Origin of the sequence: Serratia sp. MYb239 (assembly GCF_002966855.1) — a bacterium.
Taxonomy (GTDB): domain Bacteria; phylum Pseudomonadota; class Gammaproteobacteria; order Enterobacterales; family Enterobacteriaceae; genus Serratia_B; species Serratia_B rhizosphaerae.
In genome coordinates this window covers 3847412-3868600 of sequence record NZ_CP023268.1, presented here as the reverse complement: position 1 = coordinate 3868600, position 21189 = coordinate 3847412, and the positions used below count along the sequence as shown (strand labels likewise).

Sequence of the window (21189 nt, the reverse complement as noted above, 5' to 3'; positions counted from 1 at the left end):
GTCTCATTGTTTCGTGAGATAAGTCTGGCAGATTGTGTATTTCACGTGTCGAATGACACAAACGGTGATGGTAAGGAGTTTATAGTGAAAAAGTGGTTGTGTGCCGCAGGCCTCGGTTTAGCAATGGCTGCTTCAGCGAGTGTTCAGGCTGCTGACAGTATTGCTGTCGTTAACGTTTCCAGCATTTTCCAACAGTTGCCAGCACGCGAAACCGTGGCGAAACAACTGGAAAACGAATTCAAAGGCCGTGCAAGTGAACTCCAGAACATGGAACGCAGCCTGCAGACTAAAATGCAGCGACTGCAGCGTGACGGCTCTACGATGAAGGCGAGCGAACGCAGCAAGCTGGAAAAAGACGTGATGGCGCAGCGCGAGCAGTTCTCCAAGAAAGCTCAGTCTTTCGAGCAGGACAATCGCCGTCGTCAGATGGAAGAGCGTAACAAGATCCTGAGCCGTATTCAGGATGCAGTGAAAACTGTTGCCAGCAAAGAAGGTTATGACGTGGTGATCGACGCCAACGCCGTAGCTTACGCAGGTTCTTCCAAAGACATCACTGCTGACGTGCTGAAACAGGTTAAATAAAACATGCCTTCAATTCGACTGGCTGATTTAGCGCAGCAGTTGGATGCACAATTGCACGGTGATGGCGATCTCGTCATCACCGGCATTGCTTCTATGCATTCCGCACAAACTGGCCAAATTACGTTTTTGTCAAACAGCCGCTATCAACAGCAGCTGTCTTCCTGTCAGGCCAGCGCCGTGGTGCTGACTGAAGCAGATCTGCCACACTGCCGCAGCGCGGCGCTGGTGGTAAAGAATCCCTACCTGACCTATGCGCGCATGGCGCAACTGATGGACACCACGCCGGCACCGGCTCAGGATATCGCGCCAAGCGCGGTAATTTCTCCTGAAGCGCAGCTTGGGCAGAACGTGGCCGTCGGCGCGAATGCGGTTATTGAGTCAGGCGCCGTGCTCGGCGATAACGTGGTTATCGGCCCGGGCTGTTTTATCGGCAAGAATGCTCGCCTGGGCGCGGGTACGCGCTTATGGGCAAACGTCACCGTCTATCATGAGGTTGAAATTGGGCAACGCTGCCTGATTCAGTCGGGGACGGTGATTGGCGCAGACGGCTTCGGCTATGCCAACGAACGCGGAAACTGGGTGAAGATCCCCCAACTGGGCACGGTCATCATCGGCGATTGCGTCGAGATTGGCGCCTGCACCACCATTGACCGCGGTGCGCTGGATAACACTCTGATCGGAAATGGTGTTATCATCGACAACCAATGCCAAATTGCGCATAACGTGGTGATTGGCGAAAATACCGCCGTTGCCGGTGGCGTCATCATGGCTGGCAGTCTGAAAATAGGCCGCTATTGCCAGATCGGCGGCGCCAGCGTGATCAACGGTCACATGGAGATTGCCGACCAGGTGGTGGTCACGGGAATGGGAATGGTTATGCGACCAATCACCAAACCTGGGGTATACTCTTCGGGTATTCCGTTACAACCCAATAAAGCTTGGCGTAAAACCGCCGCGTTGGTGATGAATATCGATGAGATCAGCAAGCGTTTGAAAGCTGTCGAACGAAAAGTCGGTAAAGACGACGATTCCCAATAAGCTTGCCCGCTGCATCACGGCGTATTCAGTCCCAAAATGAAATACTGCAGGCAATATCGTGCACGTATAGGGAAACGAAGTGCAAAATAAAGATGCAGCTTGCAGGATGATGGGTATAATCACCGCCGCCCGCCTAACTGGGTAGAAAAACGAAACGCGTTGGCCGCTCGCGGCTAAAAGCGCAAAGTGTTGTGAATTTGCGGCCTGCCTGATGATCTCCTTTTTGGGGTCAACGCAGGCCGTGTTGTTGATGCCATCAGTTTTTAGAGACAGGAAGAGTATTTTGACTACTGACACTCATACTCTAGATATTGCAGAAATTTTGGAACTGCTCCCTCATCGTTATCCATTCTTGCTGGTTGACCGTGTACTTGAGTTTGAAGAGCATAAATATCTGCGTGCGGTAAAAAACGTTTCCGTTAACGAGCCGTTTTTCCAGGGCCACTTCCCTGGCAAGCCGATTTTCCCAGGCGTATTGATCCTGGAAGCCATGGCGCAGGCCACCGGTATTCTGGCGTTTAAAAGCGTCGGCAAGCTGGAGCCGGGCGAGCTGTACTATTTTGCCGGTATTGACGAAGCACGCTTCAAGCGTCCTGTCGTGCCTGGCGACCAGATGATTATGGAAGTCACTTTCGAGAAAACTCGTCGTGGCCTGACGCGCTTTAAAGGCGTGGCGACCGTCGACGGTAAAATTGTCTGCGAAGCAACCATGATGTGTGCCCGCAGCCGGGAGGCATAATCCGTGATAGACCAAACCGCCTTTATCCACCCAAGCGCAATTGTTGAAGACGGTGCCGTTATCGGCGCCGGAGCGCACATTGGCCCTTTCTGTTACGTCGGCTCCCAGGTGGAAATCGGCGAAGGCACGGTGCTTAAATCTCACGTAGTGGTCAATGGCATCACCAAAATTGGCCGCGAAAACCAGATTTATCAGTTCGCCTCTATCGGCGAAGTGAACCAGGATCTGAAATATGCGGGCGAACCGACGCGCGTTGAAATCGGCGACCGTAACCGCATTCGCGAGAGCGTAACCATTCACCGCGGTACGGCGCAGGGCACCAACGTGACCAAAGTCGGCAATGATAACCTGCTGATGGTTAATGTGCACGTGGCTCACGACTGCGTGGTGGGGAATTCCTGCATACTTGCCAACAATGCGACGTTGGCGGGCCATGTGGAGATCGACGATCATGCGATCATCGGCGGTATGACGGCTATTCACCAGTTCTGCATTATCGGCGCGCACGTCATGGTTGGCGGCTGCTCCGGCGTTGCGCAGGATGTGCCGCCTTTCGTTATCGCGCAGGGCAACCATGCAACGCCGTTCGGCGTGAATGCCGTTGGCCTGAAACGTCGCGGCTTTGATAAGGATGAAATGCAGGCGATCCGTAACGCTTACAAGACTCTGTATCGCAGCGAAAAAACGCTGGACGAAGCCAAGACGGAAATCGAAGCGCTGGCGCAGCAGCAGCCGGTAGTGAAGCAGTTCCTCGATTTCTTCGCGCGTTCCACCCGCGGCATTATTCGCTGATCTATGTCAACGCGTCCATTGACTATCGGACTGGTCGCCGGCGAGACCTCCGGCGACATTCTTGGCGCCGGATTGATTCGCGCGCTGAAAGCGAAGCACCCGAATGCGCGCTTTGTCGGCGTCGCCGGCCCGCTGATGCAGGCCGAGGGATGCGAAGCCTGGTACGACATGGAAGAGCTGGCGGTAATGGGCGTGGTGGAAGTGCTGGAGCGCTTGCCCCGTCTGCTGAAGATTCGTAAGGATCTGACCCGCCGCTTCAGCGAACTGGCGCCTGACGTGTTTGTCGGTATTGACGCGCCAGACTTCAATATCACGCTGGAAGGCCGCCTGAAACAGCGCGGCATTCGCACCATTCACTATGTCAGCCCGTCCGTCTGGGCCTGGCGTCAAAAGCGCGTTTTCAAAATAGGCAAAGCGACCGACCTGGTGTTGGCGTTTCTCCCTTTTGAAAAAGCGTTTTACGATCGTTTCAACGTTCCCTGCCGTTTTATCGGCCATACCATGGCCGATGCGATGCCGCTGCAGCCGGATAAACTGGCCGCACGTGCCGCATTGGGCATTGCGCCGGAGGCGCGCTGTCTGGCGCTGCTGCCGGGCAGCCGCGGTGCGGAAGTGGAGATGCTGAGCGCCGATTTCCTGCAAACCGCGCAGCTATTACGCACCCGCTATCCGGACCTCGAAGTGGTGGTGCCGCTGGTGAATGCCAAGCGGCGCGAACAGTTCGAGCGCATCAAGGCGCAGGTAGCGCCGGATCTGCCCGCCCATCTGCTGGACGGCAAAGCGCGCGAGGCGATGATCGCCAGCGATGCGGCACTGCTGGCTTCCGGCACCGCTGCGCTGGAGTGCATGTTGGCCAAGTGTCCGATGGTGGTGGGCTATCGTATGAAGCCGTTCACTTTCTGGTTGGCGCAGCGGCTGGTGAAAACGCCGTACGTTTCGCTGCCGAACCTGCTGGCCGGGCGTGAAATCGTCACCGAGCTGCTGCAGAACGACTGCGTACCGGACAAGCTGGCCGCGGCGTTGCTTCCTCTGCTGGAAGATAGCCCGCAGGCGGAGCAGTTGAAACAGACTTTCCTTGAACTGCATCAGAGCATCCGCTGCGATGCAGACGAACAGGCCGCTCAGGCTGTGTTGGAGCTGGCGAAAAAATGACTGAAGCCTTTATCTACCCCGACGCCCGGCTGATTGCCGGCGTGGATGAAGTCGGGCGCGGCCCGCTGGTCGGCGCGGTGGTTACCGCCGCGGTGATCCTTGACCCGGCGCAACCGATCGTCGGCCTGGCCGATTCGAAAAAGCTCAGCGAAAAGCGCCGGCTGGCGCTGTATGATGAGATCCTCGCCAAGGCGCTCTCCTGGAGCCTCGGGCGTGCCGAGCCGGAAGAGATTGACCGTCTGAATATTTTGCATGCCACGATGCTGGCGATGCAGCGGGCGGTGGCCGGGTTGCATATTGAGCCGGATATGGTTTTAATCGACGGTAATCGCTGCCCGGCGCTGCCGATGCGTGCGCAGGCAGTGGTCAAAGGCGACAGCCGCGTGGCGGAAATCAGCGCGGCGTCTATCCTGGCGAAGGTGACGCGCGACCGTGAAATGACCGAGCTGGATCGCGCTTTTCCGGAATATGGCTTTGCGCAGCATAAAGGCTATCCGACCGCTTTCCATCTGGAGCGGCTGGCCGCGTTGGGCGCCACCGAACATCATCGTCGCAGCTTTGCCCCGGTAAGACGGGCGCTGGAGCTGTAATCTGCGGGCCGAACCGGGCCTGACAATACGCTGGAGTTAACCCGGGTTCAGCCTGCTGAGCCCCCCATTTTGGTATCTGGATATGGCCGAACCTCGTTTTATTCACCTGCGCGTTCACAGCGACTACTCCATGATAGATGGACTCGCCAAGACCGGCCCGTTGGTGAAGAGGGCCGCGGCGCTTACCATGCCGGCGCTGGCCATCACCGACTTTACCAACCTGTGCGGCCTGGTGAAATTTTATGGCACGGCGCACGGCGCCGGGGTAAAGCCGATCATCGGCGCAGATTTCCACGTACAGAGCGACGTGCTGGGCGATGAGCTGGCCGAGCTGACGGTACTGGCGGCGAACAACACCGGCTATCAAAACCTGACGCTGCTGATTTCCCGTGCTTACCAGCGCGGCTACGGCGCGGCAGGGCCGATTATCGACCGCGACTGGCTGATTGAATACCGCGAAGGGCTGATTCTGCTGTCCGGCGCCAGAATGGGCGACGTGGGCAAATTTATGCTGCGCGGCAACCAGGCGCAGGTCGATCAGTGTCTGGATTTTTACCAACAATACTTCCCCGACAGTTACTACCTGGAGCTGATCCGCACCGGACGCCCGGACGAGGAGAACTACCTGCACGCGGCGGTGGCGTTGGCGGCTGAACGCGGCCTGCCGGTGGTGGCCACCAACGACGTACGTTTCTTGGTAGAAGACGATTTTGACGCGCATGAAATTCGCGTCGCTATCCATGACGGCTTTACCCTCGACGATCCCAAACGCCCGCGCAACTATAGCGCGCAGCAGTATATGCGCAGCGAAGATGAGATGTGCGAGCTGTTTGCCGATATTCCTGAGGCGCTGATCAACAGCGTTGAAATCGCCAAGCGCTGCAACGTCACCATCCGTCTGGGCGAATATTTCCTGCCGCAGTTCCCGACCGGTGAGATGACCACCGAAGACTTCCTGGTCGCCAAGTCGAAAGAGGGGCTGGAAGAGCGCCTCGAGTTTCTGTACCCGGATCCGGAGGTTCGCGCCCAGCGACGCCCTGAATATGATGAGCGTCTGGATATCGAGCTGAAGGTCATCAACCAGATGGGTTTCCCCGGCTACTTCCTGATCGTGATGGAGTTTATCCAGTGGTCGAAGGATAACGATGTGCCGGTAGGGCCGGGACGTGGCTCTGGTGCCGGCTCACTGGTGGCCTACGCGCTGAAAATCACCGATCTGGATCCGCTGGAGTTCGATCTGCTGTTCGAACGTTTCCTTAACCCGGAACGTGTCTCGATGCCCGACTTCGATGTCGACTTCTGCATGGAAAAACGCGACCGGGTGATCGAGCACGTGGCGGACATGTACGGCCGCGAGGCGGTATCGCAGATTATTACCTTCGGCACCATGGCGGCGAAAGCGGTAATCCGCGACGTGGGCCGCGTGCTGGGGCATCCGTATGGCTTCGTTGACCGTATCTCCAAGCTGGTGCCGCCTGACCCGGGCATGACGCTGGAGAAAGCCTTTGCCGCCGAGCCGCAGCTGCCGGAAATCTATGAGGCGGATGAAGAGGTCAAAGCGCTGATCGATATGGCGCGCAAGCTGGAAGGCGTCACCCGTAACGCCGGTAAACACGCCGGGGGCGTGGTGATCGCGCCGACCAAGATTACCGACTTCGCGCCGCTGTACTGCGACGCCGAAGGGCATCACCCGGTGACGCAGTTCGACAAGAACGATGTGGAATACGCCGGTCTGGTGAAGTTTGACTTCCTGGGGCTGCGTACTCTGACCATCATCGACTGGGCGCTGGAGATGATCAACGCCCGGCGCGCCAAAAGCGGCGAGGAGCCGATAGATATCGCGGCGATCCCGCTCGATGACAAGAAAAGTTTCGATATGCTGCAGCGCTCGGAAACCACGGCGGTATTCCAGCTTGAATCGCGCGGCATGAAAGACCTGATCAAACGCCTGAAGCCCGACTGTTTCGAAGATATGATCGCACTGGTGGCGCTGTTCCGCCCGGGGCCGCTGCAGTCCGGCATGGTAGATAACTTTATCGACCGTAAGCACGGTCGTGAAGAGATCTCCTACCCGGATATCCAGTGGCAGCATGAGTCGCTTAAACCGGTGCTGGAGCCGACCTACGGCATTATCCTGTATCAGGAACAGGTGATGCAGATTGCCCAGGTGCTGGCCGGCTATACGCTGGGCGGCGCGGATATGCTGCGTCGTGCAATGGGTAAGAAAAAGCCGGAAGAGATGGCGAAACAGCGCTCGGTGTTTGAAGATGGCGCGAAGAGCATCGGCGTCGACGGCGAACTGTCGATGAAAATCTTTGACCTAGTGGAGAAATTCGCCGGTTACGGCTTTAACAAATCCCACTCTGCCGCCTATGCGCTGGTATCCTACCAGACGCTGTGGCTGAAGGCGCATTATCCGGCCGAGTTTATGGCGGCGGTGATGACCGCCGATATGGACAACACCGATAAGGTGGTCGGCCTGGTGGACGAATGCTGGCGCATGGGGCTGAAGATCCTGCCGCCGGACATCAACAGCGGCCTGTATCACTTCCACGTCAATGATGACGGCGAGATCGTTTACGGTATCGGCGCGATTAAAGGCGTGGGTGAAGGGCCGATTGAGGCTATTCTTGAAGCACGCAACAGCGGCGAGCAGGGCTATTTTAAAGATCTGTTTGACCTGTGCGCGCGCTCGGATATCAAAAAGCTTAACCGGCGTATTCTGGAAAAGCTGATTATGTCCGGCGCATTCGACCGGCTGGGGCCGCACCGCGCCGCGCTGATGAACTCGCTGCCTGATGCATTGAAAGCGGCGGACCAGCATGCCAAGGCCGAGGCTATCGGCCAGGTGGATATGTTTGGCGTACTGGCGGAAGCGCCGGAACAGGTGGAACAGTCCTACGCCAACGTGGCGCCGTGGCAGGAGCAGGTGGTGCTGGACGGTGAGCGGGAAACGCTGGGGCTGTATTTGACCGGCCACCCGATTACCCAGTACCTGAAGGAGATCGAACGCTACGCCGGCGGCCTGCGTTTGAAAGATATGCACCCGACGGATCGGGGCAAAATGACTACCGCCGTCGGGCTGGTGGTCGCCGCGCGCGTGATGGTCACCAAGCGCGGCAATCGTATCGGTATTTGCACCCTGGATGACCGTTCCGGACGCCTGGAGGTGATGTTATTTACCGACGCGTTAGAAAAATACCAGCATTTGTTGGAAAAAGACCGTATCCTGATTGCCAGTGGACAGGTCAGCTTTGATGACTTTAGCGGTGGGCTTAAAATGACCGCCCGCGAGCTAATGGACATCAGTGAAGCCCGTGAAAAATATGCTCGTGGGCTTGCTATCTCGCTGACGGACAGGCAAATTGATGACCAGCTTTTGAACCGTCTCCGCCAGTCGTTGGAACCCCATCGATCGGGGACGATTCCAGTGCATCTGTACTATCAACGGGTCGACGCTCGTGCCAAGCTGCGTTTTGGCGCAACCTGGCGAGTGACGCCCACGGACCGCTTGTTGATAGACTTACGGACTTTGGTAGGTAATGAGCAGGTGGAACTGGAATTTGACTAATATAGGAATGCTATGAGTCTGAATTTTCTTGATTTTGAACAGCCGATTGCAGAGCTGGAAGCGAAAATTGACTCGCTGACTGCCGTCAGCCGTCAAGACGAAAAATTAGATATTAATCTGGACGAAGAAGTTCAGCGCCTGCGTGAAAAGAGCGTTGAGCTGACGCGCAAGATTTTTTCCGATCTTGGGGCCTGGCAAGTTGCTCAACTGGCACGCCACCCGCGCCGTCCTTATACCCTGGATTATATCGAACATATCTTTACCGATTTTGAAGAGCTGGCAGGCGACCGCGCCTATGCTGATGATAAAGCCATCGTCGGCGGCATCGCGCGTCTGGAAGGCCGTCCGGTGATGATTATCGGCCACCAGAAAGGTCGTGAGACGAAGGAAAAAATTCGTCGCAACTTCGGCATGCCGGCGCCGGAAGGCTACCGTAAGGCGCTGCGCCTGATGGAAATGGCCTCGCGCTTTAACATGCCTATCATCACCTTTATCGATACTCCGGGCGCCTATCCGGGCGTGGGCGCAGAAGAGCGCGGCCAGTCGGAAGCTATTGCCCGCAACCTGCGTGAGATGTCGCGTCTCAATGTGCCGGTGATCTGTACGGTCATCGGCGAAGGCGGCTCCGGCGGCGCGCTGGCTATCGGCGTGGGCGACAAAGTCAATATGCTGCAGTACAGCACCTATTCGGTGATTTCGCCGGAAGGCTGCGCCTCTATCCTGTGGAAGAGCGCGGACAAAGCGCCGATTGCCGCTGAGGCGATGGGCATCACCGCACCGCGCCTGAAAGAGCTGCAGCTGATCGACTCGGTTATCCCGGAGCCGTTGGGCGGCGCTCACCGCGATGTACCGGCGATTGCCGAATCGCTGAAGGCGCAACTGCTGGCGGATCTGACCGATCTCGACGGGCTGAACAAAGAAGAGCTGCTTAACCGCCGCTATCAGCGCCTGATGAACTACGGCTACTGCTGATCCCGGTGCCGATCAAAAACCGCCTGCGGGCGGTTTTTTTATGCCTGCGATTTGGCGCATCCGCTTTGATCGGCAACGGCGTTTTCGGCCGTTTCCCCGTTGACGGCGGCAAAGCCGGCCGATATGTTGCTAACGGTCTGAATAAAAGGAGAAAACTATGCTGGCATTACGTCAGGTGCACCATATTGCGATTATCGCGTCCGATTATGCCGTAAGTAAGCGTTTTTACTGCGATATTCTGGGCTTCACGCTGCAGGGCGAGTATTATCGCGCGGAGCGTGACTCCTGGAAGGGCGATCTGGCGTTGAACGGCCAGTATGTGATTGAGCTGTTTTCCTTTCCGTCGCCGCCGGCGCGGGTCAATCGCCCGGAAGCCTGCGGCCTACGTCATCTGGCGTTCAGCGTTGCGGATATTGAACAGGCGGTGGCGCAGCTGCAGGCGGCCGGCGTAGAGTGCGAGCCGGTGCGGGTTGACCCTTATACCGAGTCGCGGTTCACATTCTTCAGCGATCCGGATGGCTTGCCGCTAGAATTATATGAACAATGAATGCTTAATCGGCGCGTAATGGCTCAGGTTGCAGGCTGAATATGCTATTATCGCGCGCCTGCCTTAGGTTCTCTTTGAGTTATTTCCGCCATGCAACAGCCTGTTTTTCGCGTCGGAGAGTGGCTGGTTACGCCGGCTGACAACCAAATCAGCCGTGACGGGCGTCGGAAGACGCTGGAGCCACGTTTAATCGATATGTTGTTCTATTTCGCCTGCCACCCGGATGTGGTGCTGAGTCGGGATGAACTGATCGAGAATGTCTGGAAGCGTAATATCGTCACCAATCATGTGGTGACGCAAAGTATTTCCGAACTGCGTAAATACCTGAAAGACGGCGATGAGCAGAGTCCGGAATATATTATCACGGTACCGAAGCGCGGCTATAAACTGGCGGCGCCGGTGATATGGTGCCGCGAAGCTGAAGATACGCCGTTGGCAGCGCCTCAGGTGGCGGTGATTATGCATGAGCCGGAAGACGGCGATGATGAAGAGGATGCGCCGGTCTATGTGCCGCCGCGCCCGACGACGTCAACGGCGGCCAAAGGCCGTGACAGGCGGTTTTATCAGCGTTCGCCATTTTGGGTATGGCTGTGCTTCCTGGCCGCGCTCTGCGCCTGCGTGGCGTTTGTCGGTATTGCCACGCTGTCGCAGCGCGTGCCGGTCGCTACCATGCCGATGCTGCTCAATCCGCGCGATATCGATATCCGCATTCAGGGCGGCAACAGCTGCAGCAACTGGATGCCGCAGCTCTCCTACGTGGTGGGCATCAGCGAACTGATCGCCGATTCACTCAATACCTATTCCACCTTTCTGGTGCATGACCAGACCAACTACAACTACTCGGGGCCGAGCAGCTCCGGCAAGTCGCTGACCATCGAGTTCGTCAACCAGCGCCACTACCGCGCCCAGCAGTGCTTCCTGTCCGTGCGGCTGGTGGATAATGCCGACAGCTCAATCATGCTGGATAAGCGCTATTTTCTCACTAAGGATAATCAGCGCACGATCCTGATGGACCTGCTGAGCAATATGTCTGCCGTACTGAAACAGCCGTGGCCGCCCCAGTTGGAGACGCGGCTGAATAAGCTGTTGCCGAAGCAGGGGCCGGCCCTGCAGCAGTTCTATCAGGCGCACCAGCTGTTGATTCAGGGCGATATGGCGTCGCTGACGCGCGCCAGCGGGCTGCTGAGCGACCTGATGAAGAGCTCGCCCGATTTCCTGTATATCGCCGCGGAAAAAACGCTGGTCGATTTATTGCGTAATTCTTATCAGCCGTTCGACGGCGAGCAGTTGGCTCAGCTGCAACGCGATATTCAGCAGTTGGCCTCGGTGCCGGAATTACAAGACAGCCCGATCCTGCAGCAGATATATACCGTAGAGGCATTGGGGCAAGGGCAGGTTGACGAGGCGCATCAGGCAATTAATAAAGCGATTGATGTGCAGATGTCATGGCTGAATTATGTGCTGCTGGGCAAGGTATATGAAATGCAGGGGCAAAATCATTTGGCCGCCGACTCTTATATTACCGCGTTTAATCTACGGCCCGGTGAAAATACGCTGCACTGGATTAATAATGGAATATTTCAGACCTCGGTAAGCACCGTGGTGCCTTATCTGAACAACTACGCCAAGCAATAAATATGTCTTACTGACCGCGCCGCCAATGAGATTGGCGGCGCGGTTATTTTTTTTGTTGGATGGTATTTTTATGCTGTTAATTTTAGGTTAACTTAATTTGTTGTCTTAGGCATTTATTTAACACGCTTTGTGCTTTTAATTTCATGTTTTTATTGGCTGTTTATCTTTTCTTGATTCCTTGATGTGTTAATGGAAAACCTCAGCTTATCATTTGTATGATCATGAGCGTAATATCACTTTATCTTTAGGACTTTATTCCCGTGGCTGCTTAATATCCTGAGCATCAAGTCAGGCGGCGCCGGCCGTTGTTTCCATTCTGACTTAGAGAAAAATAACACTCAGGAGAAACTGACCATGGCTTCATCCAAGAAAATTGGGCTTATTGCCTGTACCGGTGTCGTTGCCGGTAATATGATGGGGAGCGGGATAGCATTGTTACCCGCGAACCTGGCTAGCCTCGGCGGCATTGCTATATGGGGATGGGTAATCTCTATTATTGGCGCCATGTCTTTAGCCTATGTATATGCCCGCCTTGCCACCAAAAATCCACAGGAAGGCGGCCCGATTGCCTACGCAGGGGAAATTTCCCCGGCATTCGGTTTCCAGACCGGCGTACTTTATTATCATGCCAACTGGATTGGTAATTTAGCCATCGGTATTACCGCCGTATCTTACCTTTCCACTTTCTTCCCCGCATTGAATAACCCGATCCCGGCAGGTATTGCCTGTATCGCCATTGTCTGGGTCTTTACCTTTGTGAATATGCTGGGCGGCACCTGGGTCAGCCGTCTGACCACCATGGGGCTGGTACTGGTGCTGATCCCTGTGATTGTGACCGCCATTGCCGGTTGGCACTGGTTTGACGTTGCCACCTATCACGCCAACTGGAACACCTCCGGCACCACTGACAGCCACGCGGTGATTAAAAGCATCCTGCTGTGCCTGTGGGCGTTTATCGGGGTGGAATCCGCCGCCGTCAGCACCGGCATGGTGAAAAACCCGAAACGCACCGTACCGCTGGCTACCATGCTGGGCACTGGCCTGGCCGGCATTGTCTACATCGCCGCAACGCAGGTGATGAGCGGCATGTTCCCCGCCAGCCAGATGGCCGCCAGCGGCGCGCCGTTCGCCATCAGCGCCTCTGCCATTATGGGCAGCTGGGCCGCGCCGATGGTTTCCGCCTTCACCGCATTTGCCTGCCTGACTTCATTGGGGTCGTGGATGATGCTGGTGGGTCAGGCCGGGGTGCGCGCCGCGCATGACGGCAACTTCCCGAAAGTGTACGGCGAGCTGGATAAAAACGGCATTCCTAAAAAAGGTCTGCTGCTGGCCAGCTGCAAAATGACCGCGTTGATGGTGCTGATCACCGTGATGAGCTCCAGCGGCGGCAAGGCGTCCGACCTGTTCGCTGAGTTGACCGGTATCGCGGTGCTGCTGACCATGCTGCCTTACTTCTACTCCTGCGTGGATTTGATCCGCTTCGAAGGCGTTAACGTACGCAACCTGCTGAGCCTGATTGCCTCCGTCTGCGGCTGTGGCTTCTGCTTTATCGCGCTGATGGGCGCCAACTCCTTCGAACTGTCCGGCACCTTTATCGTCAGCCTGATCATCCTGATGTTCTACGCCCGGAAGATGAATACCCGTCAGGTCGCCAAGCAGGCGGCTATCGAAGATAACGCCGCAGCGAAAGCACATTAAGCCGCGGCCGTTAACCCACTGATATTTATCCAGCCCTTTTCCTGCCGACCTGTCTGCCGTGACGGGAAGGGGCTGGCTTTGCCAGGAGATAGAGTATGAACGTTATTGCCATCATGAATCACATGGGCGTCTACTTCAAAGAAGAGCCGATCCGTGAGCTGCACCAGGCGCTGGAAAATCTGGGCTTCCGCCTGGTTTACCCGAACGATCGCGCGGACCTGCTGAAGCTGATCGAAAACAACGCCCGCCTGTGCGGGGTGATCTTCGACTGGGACAAATACAACCTGGAACTGTGTGAAGAAATCAGCCAGCTCAATGAATACATGCCGCTGTATGCATTCGCCAACACCTATTCGACGCTGGACGTCAGCCTGAACGATTTACGTATGCAGGTGCGCTTCTTTGAGTATGCGTTAGGCGCTGCTCAGGATATCGCCGCCAAGATAAAACAGAACACCGATGAGTATATCGACAGCATTATGCCGCCGCTGACCAAAGCGCTGTTCAAATACGTACGCGAAGGGAAGTACACCTTCTGTACTCCGGGCCATATGGGCGGCACCGCCTTCCAGAAAAGCCCGGTCGGCAGCCTGTTCTATGACTTCTTCGGGCCGAACACCATGAAGTCCGACATTTCGATTTCCGTTTCGGAGCTGGGTTCGCTGCTGGATCACTCCGGCCCGCATAAAGAGGCGGAAGAGTATATTTCCCGCGTCTTCAACGCCGAGCGCAGCTATATGGTGACCAACGGTACGTCAACGGCGAATAAAATCGTCGGCATGTACTCGGCGCCGGCGGGAAGCACGGTGCTGATTGACCGTAACTGCCATAAATCGCTGACGCATCTGATGATGATGAGCGACATCACGCCAATTTATTTCCGTCCGACCCGTAATGCCTACGGTATTCTTGGCGGCATCCCGCAGAGTGAGTTCAGCCGCGCTACCATCGCCAAACGGGTGAAAGAGACGCCGAACGCCAGTTGGCCGGTGCATGCGGTGATCACCAACTCCACCTATGACGGCCTGCTGTACAACACCGACTTTATCAAAGACACGCTGGACGTGAAGTCGATTCACTTTGATTCCGCCTGGGTGCCTTACACCAACTTCCATCCGATTTATAAAGGCAAATGCGGGATGAGCGGCGACCGTGTGGAAGGCAAAGTGATTTATGAAACCCAGTCCACCCATAAACTGCTGGCGGCGTTTTCGCAGGCGTCGATGATTCATGTGAAAGGCGACATTAATGAAGAAACATTCAACGAAGCCTACATGATGCATACCACCACCTCACCGCACTACGGTATCGTGGCCTCTACCGAAACCGCGGCGGCGATGATGAAAGGCAACGCCGGTAAGCGTCTGATTGAAGGTTCTGTCGACCGTGCAATTAAATTCCGTAAAGAAATCAAACGGCTGAAAGTGGAGTCCGACGGTTGGTTCTTTGACGTCTGGCAGCCTGAGCATATCGATGACGCCGAATGCTGGCCGCTGCGTTCCGACAGCGCCTGGCACGGTTTCAAAAACATCGATAACGAGCATATGTACCTCGACCCGATCAAAGTCACCATCCTGACGCCGGGGATGAGCAAAGAGGGTGAGATGCAGCCGTTCGGTATTCCGGCCAGCATCGTGGCGAAATACCTGGATGAACACGGCATTATCGTTGAAAAAACCGGGCCGTATAACCTGCTGTTCCTGTTCAGCATCGGCATCGATAAAACCAAGGCGCTGAGCCTGCTGCGTGCGCTGACCGAATTTAAACGTGCGTTCGATCTGAACCTGCGGGTGAAAAACATGCTGCCGTCGCTGTATCAGGAAGCGCCCGAGTTTTATGAGGATATGCGCATTCAGGATCTGGCGCAGAATATTCACCGCCTGGTTGAGCAGCACAATCTGCCGGACCTGATGTACCGCGCCTTTGAAGTATTGCCAAGCATGGTGATGAACCCGTATCAGGCCTTCCAGAAAGAGCTGCACGGTGAGGTGGAAGAGGTGTATCTGGAAGAGATGGTCGGTAAGGTGAACGCCAACATGATCCTGCCATACCCACCGGGCGTGCCGCTGGTAATGCCGGGTGAGATGCTGACCGAAGAGAGCCGCCCGGTTCTGGAGTTCCTGCAAATGCTGTGCGAAATCGGCGCGCATTATCCGGGCTTTGAGACCGATATCCACGGCGCTTACCGTCAGGCAGACGGACGTTACACCGTTAAAGTGCTGAAAAACGAAAAATAAGCGTAATCAGTCATCGGGAGGCGTTCGCGCCTCCCACTTTTTGTCGGCTACCGACTGATGGGAGACTCCTATGCAAACACCCACACAGCCGCGCGCAATCTACTATGTCGTAGCGATACAAATTTGGGAATATTTCAGCTTTTACGGCATGCGTGCGTTACTTATTCTCTATCTGACCCACCAACTCGGCTATTCTGACGGCCATGCCATCGAGCTATACAGCGCCTACGCTTCTCTGGTTTACGTTACCCCCATTCTCGGCGGCTGGCTGGCCGACCGCCTGTTAGGCAACCGCGCGGCGGTGATTGCCGGCGCGGTGTTAATGACGCTCGGCCATGTGGTGCTGGGCTTCAGCGGCGCATCCAGCCAGGCGCTTTATCTGGCGCTGGCGATCATTATCTGTGGCTACGGCCTGTTTAAATCGAACATCAGTTGCCTGCTGGGGGAGCTGTATCAACCGAATGACGCACGGCGCGAAGGCGGTTTTTCTCTGCTGTACGCCGCCGGCAACGTCGGCTCGATACTGGCGCCTATCGCCTGCGGGCTGGCGGCGGAACGCTATGGCTGGCATATCGGCTTTGCGCTGGCGGGGATCGGTATGTTTGCCGGCTTGACCCTTTTCCTGTGCGGCGGGCGTCATTTTCGTGGCGTGCGCGGCGTCAACCTGGTACAGCTGCGAGCCGTCTGCTGGGGCGTGCCGAACTGGGGCTGGTTGGCTGCGGCGTTACTGCTTGCGCCGCTGTTTTTCACCTTTCTGTTGATCTATGGTTTGTCCGGCTACCTGTTGATGCTGGTCTGTTCGGTGGCTGTGGTGTGGCTGGCGCGCATTCTTTGGCGGGCGGACGCCGACCAGCGCCGGGCGCTGTGGCAAATTATCACACTGATGCTGTTGGGGACGCTGTTCTGGGCCTTTGCGCAGCAGGGGGGCAGTTCTATCAGCCTGTTTATCGATCGCTTCGTCGACCGACGCTGGTTCAGTTGGACGGTGCCGACCGCGCTGTTCCAGTCGATCAACGCGCTGGCGGTGATGTTGGGCGGCGTGGCGCTGGCCTGGCTGGGGAGCAGCGGTGAAACAGGGCGTCGTGCGCTGCGTACTTGGTGCAAGTTCGCTTTTGGCCTGCTGCTGATCGGCAGTGGTTTTATGCTGATGGCGATCAATGCGCGGCTGGGGCAGTTAGGTAAACAGACCTCGATGGGGATGATGATTGCCGGGCTGGCGCTGATGGGTGCGGCTGAACTGTTTATCGATCCGGTGGCGATGGCGCAGATTACCCGTCTGAACATTCCCGGCGTTACCGGTGTGCTGACCGGTATTTATATGCTGGCGACCGGCGCGGTAGCCAACTATCTGGCGGGCGTGATTGCCAGCCATACCGTGGAGCAGCAGACCAGCGGCGCCGCCGTGCAGGCCTATGCGCAATTTTTCGCTCAGGTGGGTTGGTGGGCCGGCGGCAGCGCCAGCGTGATGATTGTGCTGCTGGGCGGCTGGTGGCTGCTGGCGCGCCGTCAAACGCGGGCGGTTAATGCTTGATTGATAATAGCCGCCGGGGTTACCTTGCAGCCATGTCGAGACGATAGAACCTATTCATGGACAGCAATCAATTAATCACCCGGGTGGCGGAGCAGTTGGGAACGTGCCGGCAGTTGCTACTGGCTTTCAGCGGCGGGCTGGATTCCAGCGTCCTGCTGTATGTGCTGACGCAACTGCGTCGCCGGCATCCTGAGTTGCAGCTGCGCGCGCTGCATGTGCATCACGGCCTGAGCCGGTTTGCCGACCGCTGGGTAATGCACTGTCAGCAGCAGTGCGATGCATGGCGGGTGCCGCTGACGGTGCGTCATGTGCAGCTTGATCCGCGCGCCGGCGGTATTGAGGCGGCGGCGCGCGATGCCCGCTATCAGGCGTTGCAGACGGCGTTGCAGCCGGGAGAAAGCCTGCTGACCGCTCAGCATCTGGATGACCAGTGCGAAACTTTTCTGCTGGCGCTCAAGCGCGGCAGCGGCCCGGCCGGATTGTCGGCGATGGCCGCCTGCGGCGCGCTGGGGAAACATGTTTTGCTGCGCCCCTTGCTTGGCGTCAGCCGTCAGCAACTGGAGCACTATGCAAAACAGCATCAGTTGGACTGGATTGATGACGACAGCAATCAGGATGCGCGTTTCGATCGCAACTTTTTACGTTTGCAGATTTTACCGTTGCTGCAACAGCGCTGGCCGCACTTTGCCGAAGCGACGGCGCGCAGCGCCAGCCTGTGCGCCGAACAGGAACAGCTGCTGGATGAGCTGCTGGCGGAGCAGCTGCAGACGTTGCTGGACGATGAGCGATCGTTGGCGATTGACGGCTTGAGCGCCTGCTCCGCCGCGCGCCGCTTTGCCCTGTTGCGCCGCTGGATCGCGGGCTTTGCGGTCAGCATGCCGGCAAGAGAACAGCTGCAGCGGGTGTGGGAGGAAGTGGCGCTGGCCCGCCGTGACGCCGAGCCGCAGCTGCGTCTGGGGAACTATCAGATTCGCCGCTTCCGCCAGCGGTTATACCTGTTGCCGCCGCTGGCAGATTTACGCGATCAATGCCTGGCCTGGCCGGATGAGGCGCCGCTGGCCCTGCCGGACGGTCTTGGCGTGCTCAGCCGCGAGGGCGGCCCGGATACCGTGCGGGCACCGCTGCCGCAGCAGCACGTCAGCGTACGCTTCGGCGTCAGCGGCACCCTGCGCATCGTCGGACGGGCGCATTCGCGCTCGGCGAAAAAACTGTGGCAGGAGCTGGGTATTCCGCCCTGGCAGCGTGAACGGATCCCCTTACTCTATTATGATGATCAACTGATTGCCGCGCCCGGCGTTTTTATTACCGAGGCGGGGCGGCCGCAGCCGGAACAGGCGTTCTGGTCGCTGCGGTGGCAGAAAACCTAAGTCCCACAGAGGAACGGCAATGAAATTTGTGAGCGTTGTTATTGCAGCAGCCGGGCTGCTGAGCCTGCCGGCGCTGGCCGCCGGCGATGCGGCGGCGGGCAAGAATAAGTCCGCCAGCTGTCTGGCCTGCCATGGCGCGGCGGGTAAGGTATCGGTGCCGATGTACCCGAATCTGGCGGGGCAAAATGCCCTGTATCTTGAGCATGCGCTCAAGGCTTATCAGAGCGGCGATCGCTCCGGCGGTCAGGCCGAGGTGATGAAGGCTTACGTCTCCGGCCTGTCGGACGCGGATATTGCGGATTTGGCGGCGTATTACGCCAGTCTGAAGCCTTAGCCTATGACAAGGGCAGCCGGCGGCTGCCCTGTAAGAGGAAGAGCGTGACAGTTCAGTCGGAAAGACTGACGACCACGGTACCGATTTCCGGATGGCTGAAACTGCTGATGTGGTCCAGGCGCAGATCGCGCTGCTGGCCGTTCAGTTCGATGGTTAAATATTCAACACGCTTTTTTTGCAGCATATCGACGGCTTTGGCTTCAAGCACTTCACCGTCGCGTAACTCCAGCTTCAGAATAAGTTTATGCTGACAGGCGAGTTCCAGGTTGTCGTAATCATCGCAATTGATGGGTTGGTACTCATCATTCATCAACATAGTCGCTCACCAATAAGTTAGCGGCGGCAAAGGCCGCCTGTTCCCGAACGGAGGACGGCAGTGCGCCGTTGGCGGCCACATCGTCCAATGCCTTTAAGACACAGGTTAGCGCATCAGGCACGTAGCCGAGATCTCCGCTGCCGATCCCGGCGTAAAAACGTCGTACTAACTCACAGTATTGTTGCACAATTTCCTCCTTTAAGAACCGCAGAGCCATCAATAATGCTAATGCGATGACGCGCAGGTTTGCGGAGTTTGTCGATCCTGAACGACTATAGCACGGTGTTATTAAGTTATCAGCACCCCCGGTCAGCGCTGAATATCCCGAGCTTTCCCTGCGTTGACGGATGAAATCAAGTACACTGTGCGTTGGAAATAATGAGGTTACGCATGGCACTGAAAGCGACAATTTATAAAGCCACGGTCAATATTGCGGATATGGATAGGCACTTCTATCACGACGCCGCGCTTACCCTTGCTCAACACCCTTCGGAAACCGAGCAGCGCATGATGCTGCGCCTGCTGGCGTGGATTTGCCATGCCGATGAGCGCCTGACGTTTACCAAAGGGCTAAGCGCCGATGATGAGCCGGAGCTCTGGCAGCGCAATGACCACAACGGCCTGGAGCTGTGGATTGAATTGGGGCTGCCGGATGAGAAACGATTAAAAAAGGCCTGCAACCAGTCACCGCGCGTGGTGCTGTATGCCTACGGCGAGCGCGCCGCCCAGGTCTGGTGGCAGTCGATGCAGAGTAAGGTTGCTGCTTACCGCAACCTCAGCATCCGCTTTTTAAATGACGAACAGCTGACCCGGCTGGCGGCGCTGGCCAACCGCAATATGACGCTGCAGGCGACACTGCAGGAGGGAACTATTTGGTTGTCCGATGCTCAGAGTAGTCTGGAAATCCAGTTTGCCGAATGGCAGCAGGCCGGAGAGTAACCGTTGCTGGAATTGTCACGAAGCGTGGCCATTGCGGACCATGAGATTGTGCTGACGGCCATCCGAGCGCAGGGGGCGGGCGGCCAGCATGTGAACAAAGCCTCAACGGCGATCCATTTGCGCTTTGACATCCGGGCCTCCAGCCTGCCAGAGTATTATAAAGAAAGATTACTGGCCTTTACGCATCATCTGATTACCAGCGAAGGGGTGGTGGTGATCAAGGCGCAGGAGTATCGCAGCCAGGAATTAAATCGTGAAGCGGCGTTGGCACGGCTGGTGGCGTTGATCCGTCAGGCGATGGTGGTAGAAAAAACGCGCCGCCCGACCCGGCCAAGCAAAGGCGCACAGCGGCGTCGCGTGGAAAGCAAAGTACGTAAAGGCGCAACCAAGGCGTTACGAGGGAAGATTCGTCCCTGACATCTGTCATCGAGATAAGAAGCACAGTAGGAGAAAAACTGTGAAAAAAATAACTATTGCCCTGTTATTAGCCGCAGGGACGCTGTCATTGTTCGGTTGTAACAACCATTACCAGCCAAAAGAGCAGGCGCTGCAGCCTATGAAGCAGAGCTATCAGGGCGTATTGCCGTGTGCAGACTGCGAGGGGCTGGATACGTCGCTGTTCCTGGATGAAGACGGCACTTTCGTGCTGCAGGAAACCTACCGTGGCAGCCGTGACGGTGATAAAACCTTCGCCAACTACGGCAAATGGGCGCGCACGGCGGACAAGCTGGTGCTGACCGACAGCAACGGCGATAAGCGCTATTTCCATCCGGTGGGGAAAAATCTGGAGATGCTGGACCAAAGCGGCGCGCCGATTGACTCCAAGCTGAACTATCAGCTGCAGCCGGTGGAAAAATCCTTGCCGAAAACGCCGATGGCGCTGCGCGGCAGCTACACCTATATGGCGGATGCAGCAGTGTTTAAAGACTGTGCGACTGGTAAAACCTTCCCGGTGGATAACAACCTGGCGCTGGAGCGCGGTTACGCCAACAGCGGCGTTGAAGGCGGCGAGCCGGTATTCCTGATGCTCAGCGGCCACTTCAGCGTACAGCCGTCGATGGAAGAGGGGATGATGGAGAAGGCGCTGGTGCCGGACGGCAACATCAAGTTTGATAAGGCCAAGAGCTGCGACAACTGAGCGCGGCAATA

General features: G+C 56.9%; 20 protein-coding genes. 18 read left to right on the top strand and 2 right to left on the bottom strand.

The features are described 5' to 3' along the window. The first annotated feature begins 84 nt into the window (after positions 1-84). The 15 genes from skp to CLM71_RS18495 all read left to right on the top strand — a co-directional run bounded on the left by skp (position 85) and on the right by CLM71_RS18495 (position 18785). The gene (gene skp / locus CLM71_RS18565) at positions 85-582 is read left to right on the top strand and encodes a molecular chaperone Skp (RefSeq protein ID WP_105232303.1); all 498 of its coding nucleotides are present in this window, start codon (positions 85-87) and stop codon (positions 580-582) included. A 3-nt stretch (positions 583-585) separates the two neighbouring features. Continuing rightward, positions 586-1620, top strand: a complete 1035-nt coding sequence (lpxD, locus tag CLM71_RS18560; protein ID WP_105232302.1) for a UDP-3-O-(3-hydroxymyristoyl)glucosamine N-acyltransferase — start codon at positions 586-588, stop codon at positions 1618-1620. Between the two features lie 283 nt (positions 1621-1903). Next, positions 1904-2359, top strand: a complete 456-nt coding sequence (gene fabZ, locus CLM71_RS18555; RefSeq protein ID WP_015673553.1) for a 3-hydroxyacyl-ACP dehydratase FabZ — start codon at positions 1904-1906, stop codon at positions 2357-2359. Positions 2360-2362: 3 nt separating this feature from the next. Beyond that, on the top strand, positions 2363-3151 hold the full coding sequence (lpxA, locus tag CLM71_RS18550; protein ID WP_105232301.1) for an acyl-ACP--UDP-N-acetylglucosamine O-acyltransferase: 789 nt from the start codon (positions 2363-2365) through the stop codon (positions 3149-3151). A gap of 3 nt (positions 3152-3154) precedes the next feature. Next, entirely contained in the window at positions 3155-4303 is a 1149-nt protein-coding gene (gene lpxB / locus CLM71_RS18545; RefSeq protein ID WP_105232300.1) for a lipid-A-disaccharide synthase, read from the top strand. Continuing rightward, positions 4300-4893 carry a ribonuclease HII gene (rnhB, locus tag CLM71_RS18540; protein WP_105232299.1) on the top strand — a complete coding sequence of 198 codons (594 nt, stop codon included), beginning with the start codon at positions 4300-4302 and terminating at the stop codon, positions 4891-4893. Before lpxB ends, rnhB begins: the two co-directional genes overlap by 4 nt. Before the next feature lie 82 nt (positions 4894-4975). Then, a complete protein-coding gene (dnaE, locus tag CLM71_RS18535) occupies positions 4976-8464 on the top strand; it encodes a DNA polymerase III subunit alpha (RefSeq protein ID WP_105232298.1) in 3489 nt (1162 codons plus the stop codon). 12 nt (positions 8465-8476) lie between these two features. Then, positions 8477-9436 (top strand): acetyl-CoA carboxylase carboxyl transferase subunit alpha, encoded by a 960-nt coding sequence (accA, locus tag CLM71_RS18530; RefSeq protein WP_105232297.1) that lies wholly within the window; start codon positions 8477-8479, stop codon positions 9434-9436. A 157-nt stretch (positions 9437-9593) separates the two neighbouring features. Further along, entirely contained in the window at positions 9594-9983 is a 390-nt protein-coding gene (locus tag CLM71_RS18525) for a VOC family protein (RefSeq protein WP_105232296.1), read from the top strand. A 90-nt stretch (positions 9984-10073) separates the two neighbouring features. Further along, positions 10074-11618: a lysine decarboxylation/transport transcriptional activator CadC gene (gene cadC / locus CLM71_RS18520; protein WP_105232295.1), complete on the top strand. Its 1545-nt coding sequence runs from the start codon at positions 10074-10076 to the stop codon at positions 11616-11618. Between the two features lie 354 nt (positions 11619-11972). Continuing rightward, a complete protein-coding gene (cadB, locus tag CLM71_RS18515) occupies positions 11973-13316 on the top strand; it encodes a cadaverine/lysine antiporter (protein ID WP_105232294.1) in 1344 nt (447 codons plus the stop codon). A 95-nt stretch (positions 13317-13411) separates the two neighbouring features. Then, on the top strand, positions 13412-15553 hold the full coding sequence (gene cadA, locus CLM71_RS18510) for a lysine decarboxylase CadA (RefSeq protein ID WP_105232293.1): 2142 nt from the start codon (positions 13412-13414) through the stop codon (positions 15551-15553). A gap of 70 nt (positions 15554-15623) precedes the next feature. Continuing rightward, a complete protein-coding gene (gene dtpD / locus CLM71_RS18505) occupies positions 15624-17084 on the top strand; it encodes a dipeptide permease DtpD (protein WP_105232292.1) in 1461 nt (486 codons plus the stop codon). A 56-nt stretch (positions 17085-17140) separates the two neighbouring features. Next, positions 17141-18451 (top strand): tRNA lysidine(34) synthetase TilS, encoded by a 1311-nt coding sequence (gene tilS / locus CLM71_RS18500; RefSeq protein ID WP_105232291.1) that lies wholly within the window; start codon positions 17141-17143, stop codon positions 18449-18451. A gap of 19 nt (positions 18452-18470) precedes the next feature. Next, a complete protein-coding gene (locus CLM71_RS18495) occupies positions 18471-18785 on the top strand; it encodes a cytochrome c (protein ID WP_105232290.1) in 315 nt (104 codons plus the stop codon). A 52-nt stretch (positions 18786-18837) separates the two neighbouring features. Here CLM71_RS18495 and rof read toward each other — a convergent pair whose 3' ends face one another. After that, positions 18838-19101, bottom strand: coding sequence for a Rho-binding antiterminator (rof, locus tag CLM71_RS18490; RefSeq protein WP_105232289.1), 264 nt, complete (start codon positions 19099-19101; stop codon positions 18838-18840). Further along, positions 19088-19288 (bottom strand): YaeP family protein, encoded by a 201-nt coding sequence (locus tag CLM71_RS18485; protein WP_015673539.1) that lies wholly within the window; start codon positions 19286-19288, stop codon positions 19088-19090. Before CLM71_RS18485 ends, rof begins: the two co-directional genes overlap by 14 nt. Positions 19289-19491: 203 nt before the next feature. On the opposite strand from CLM71_RS18485, the gene CLM71_RS18480 reads away from it, so the two are divergent. Genes CLM71_RS18480 through nlpE form a run of 3 tightly spaced genes read left to right on the top strand, consistent with a single transcriptional unit; the run spans position 19492 to position 21178 of the window. Continuing rightward, positions 19492-20040 carry a YaeQ family protein gene (locus CLM71_RS18480; RefSeq protein ID WP_105232288.1) on the top strand — a complete coding sequence of 183 codons (549 nt, stop codon included), beginning with the start codon at positions 19492-19494 and terminating at the stop codon, positions 20038-20040. Positions 20041-20043: 3 nt separating this feature from the next. Then, a complete protein-coding gene (gene arfB, locus CLM71_RS18475) occupies positions 20044-20457 on the top strand; it encodes an alternative ribosome rescue aminoacyl-tRNA hydrolase ArfB (protein WP_105232287.1) in 414 nt (137 codons plus the stop codon). Positions 20458-20497: 40 nt separating this feature from the next. Further along, on the top strand, positions 20498-21178 hold the full coding sequence (gene nlpE, locus CLM71_RS18470; protein ID WP_105232286.1) for an envelope stress response activation lipoprotein NlpE: 681 nt from the start codon (positions 20498-20500) through the stop codon (positions 21176-21178). Positions 21179-21189: the final 11 nt, after the last annotated feature.

What these genes read in the sequence shown, in the direction of transcription:
- lpxD (WP_105232302.1), top strand. Translation starts at nt 586, where the DNA reads ATGCCTTCAATTCGACTGGCTGATTTAGCGCAGCAGTTGGATGCACAA.
- lpxB (WP_105232300.1), top strand. Translation starts at nt 3,155, where the DNA reads ATGTCAACGCGTCCATTGACTATCGGACTGGTCGCCGGCGAGACCTCC.
- rnhB (WP_105232299.1), top strand. Translation starts at nt 4,300, where the DNA reads ATGACTGAAGCCTTTATCTACCCCGACGCCCGGCTGATTGCCGGCGTG.
- dnaE (WP_105232298.1), top strand. Translation starts at nt 4,976, where the DNA reads ATGGCCGAACCTCGTTTTATTCACCTGCGCGTTCACAGCGACTACTCC.
- accA (WP_105232297.1), top strand. Translation starts at nt 8,477, where the DNA reads ATGAGTCTGAATTTTCTTGATTTTGAACAGCCGATTGCAGAGCTGGAA.
- CLM71_RS18525 (WP_105232296.1), top strand. Translation starts at nt 9,594, where the DNA reads ATGCTGGCATTACGTCAGGTGCACCATATTGCGATTATCGCGTCCGAT.
- cadC (WP_105232295.1), top strand. Translation starts at nt 10,074, where the DNA reads ATGCAACAGCCTGTTTTTCGCGTCGGAGAGTGGCTGGTTACGCCGGCT.
- cadB (WP_105232294.1), top strand. Translation starts at nt 11,973, where the DNA reads ATGGCTTCATCCAAGAAAATTGGGCTTATTGCCTGTACCGGTGTCGTT.
- cadA (WP_105232293.1), top strand. Translation starts at nt 13,412, where the DNA reads ATGAACGTTATTGCCATCATGAATCACATGGGCGTCTACTTCAAAGAA.
- dtpD (WP_105232292.1), top strand. Translation starts at nt 15,624, where the DNA reads ATGCAAACACCCACACAGCCGCGCGCAATCTACTATGTCGTAGCGATA.
- tilS (WP_105232291.1), top strand. Translation starts at nt 17,141, where the DNA reads ATGGACAGCAATCAATTAATCACCCGGGTGGCGGAGCAGTTGGGAACG.
- CLM71_RS18495 (WP_105232290.1), top strand. Translation starts at nt 18,471, where the DNA reads ATGAAATTTGTGAGCGTTGTTATTGCAGCAGCCGGGCTGCTGAGCCTG.
- rof (WP_105232289.1), bottom strand. Translation starts at nt 19,101, where the DNA reads ATGTTGATGAATGATGAGTACCAACCCATCAATTGCGATGATTACGAC.
- CLM71_RS18480 (WP_105232288.1), top strand. Translation starts at nt 19,492, where the DNA reads ATGGCACTGAAAGCGACAATTTATAAAGCCACGGTCAATATTGCGGAT.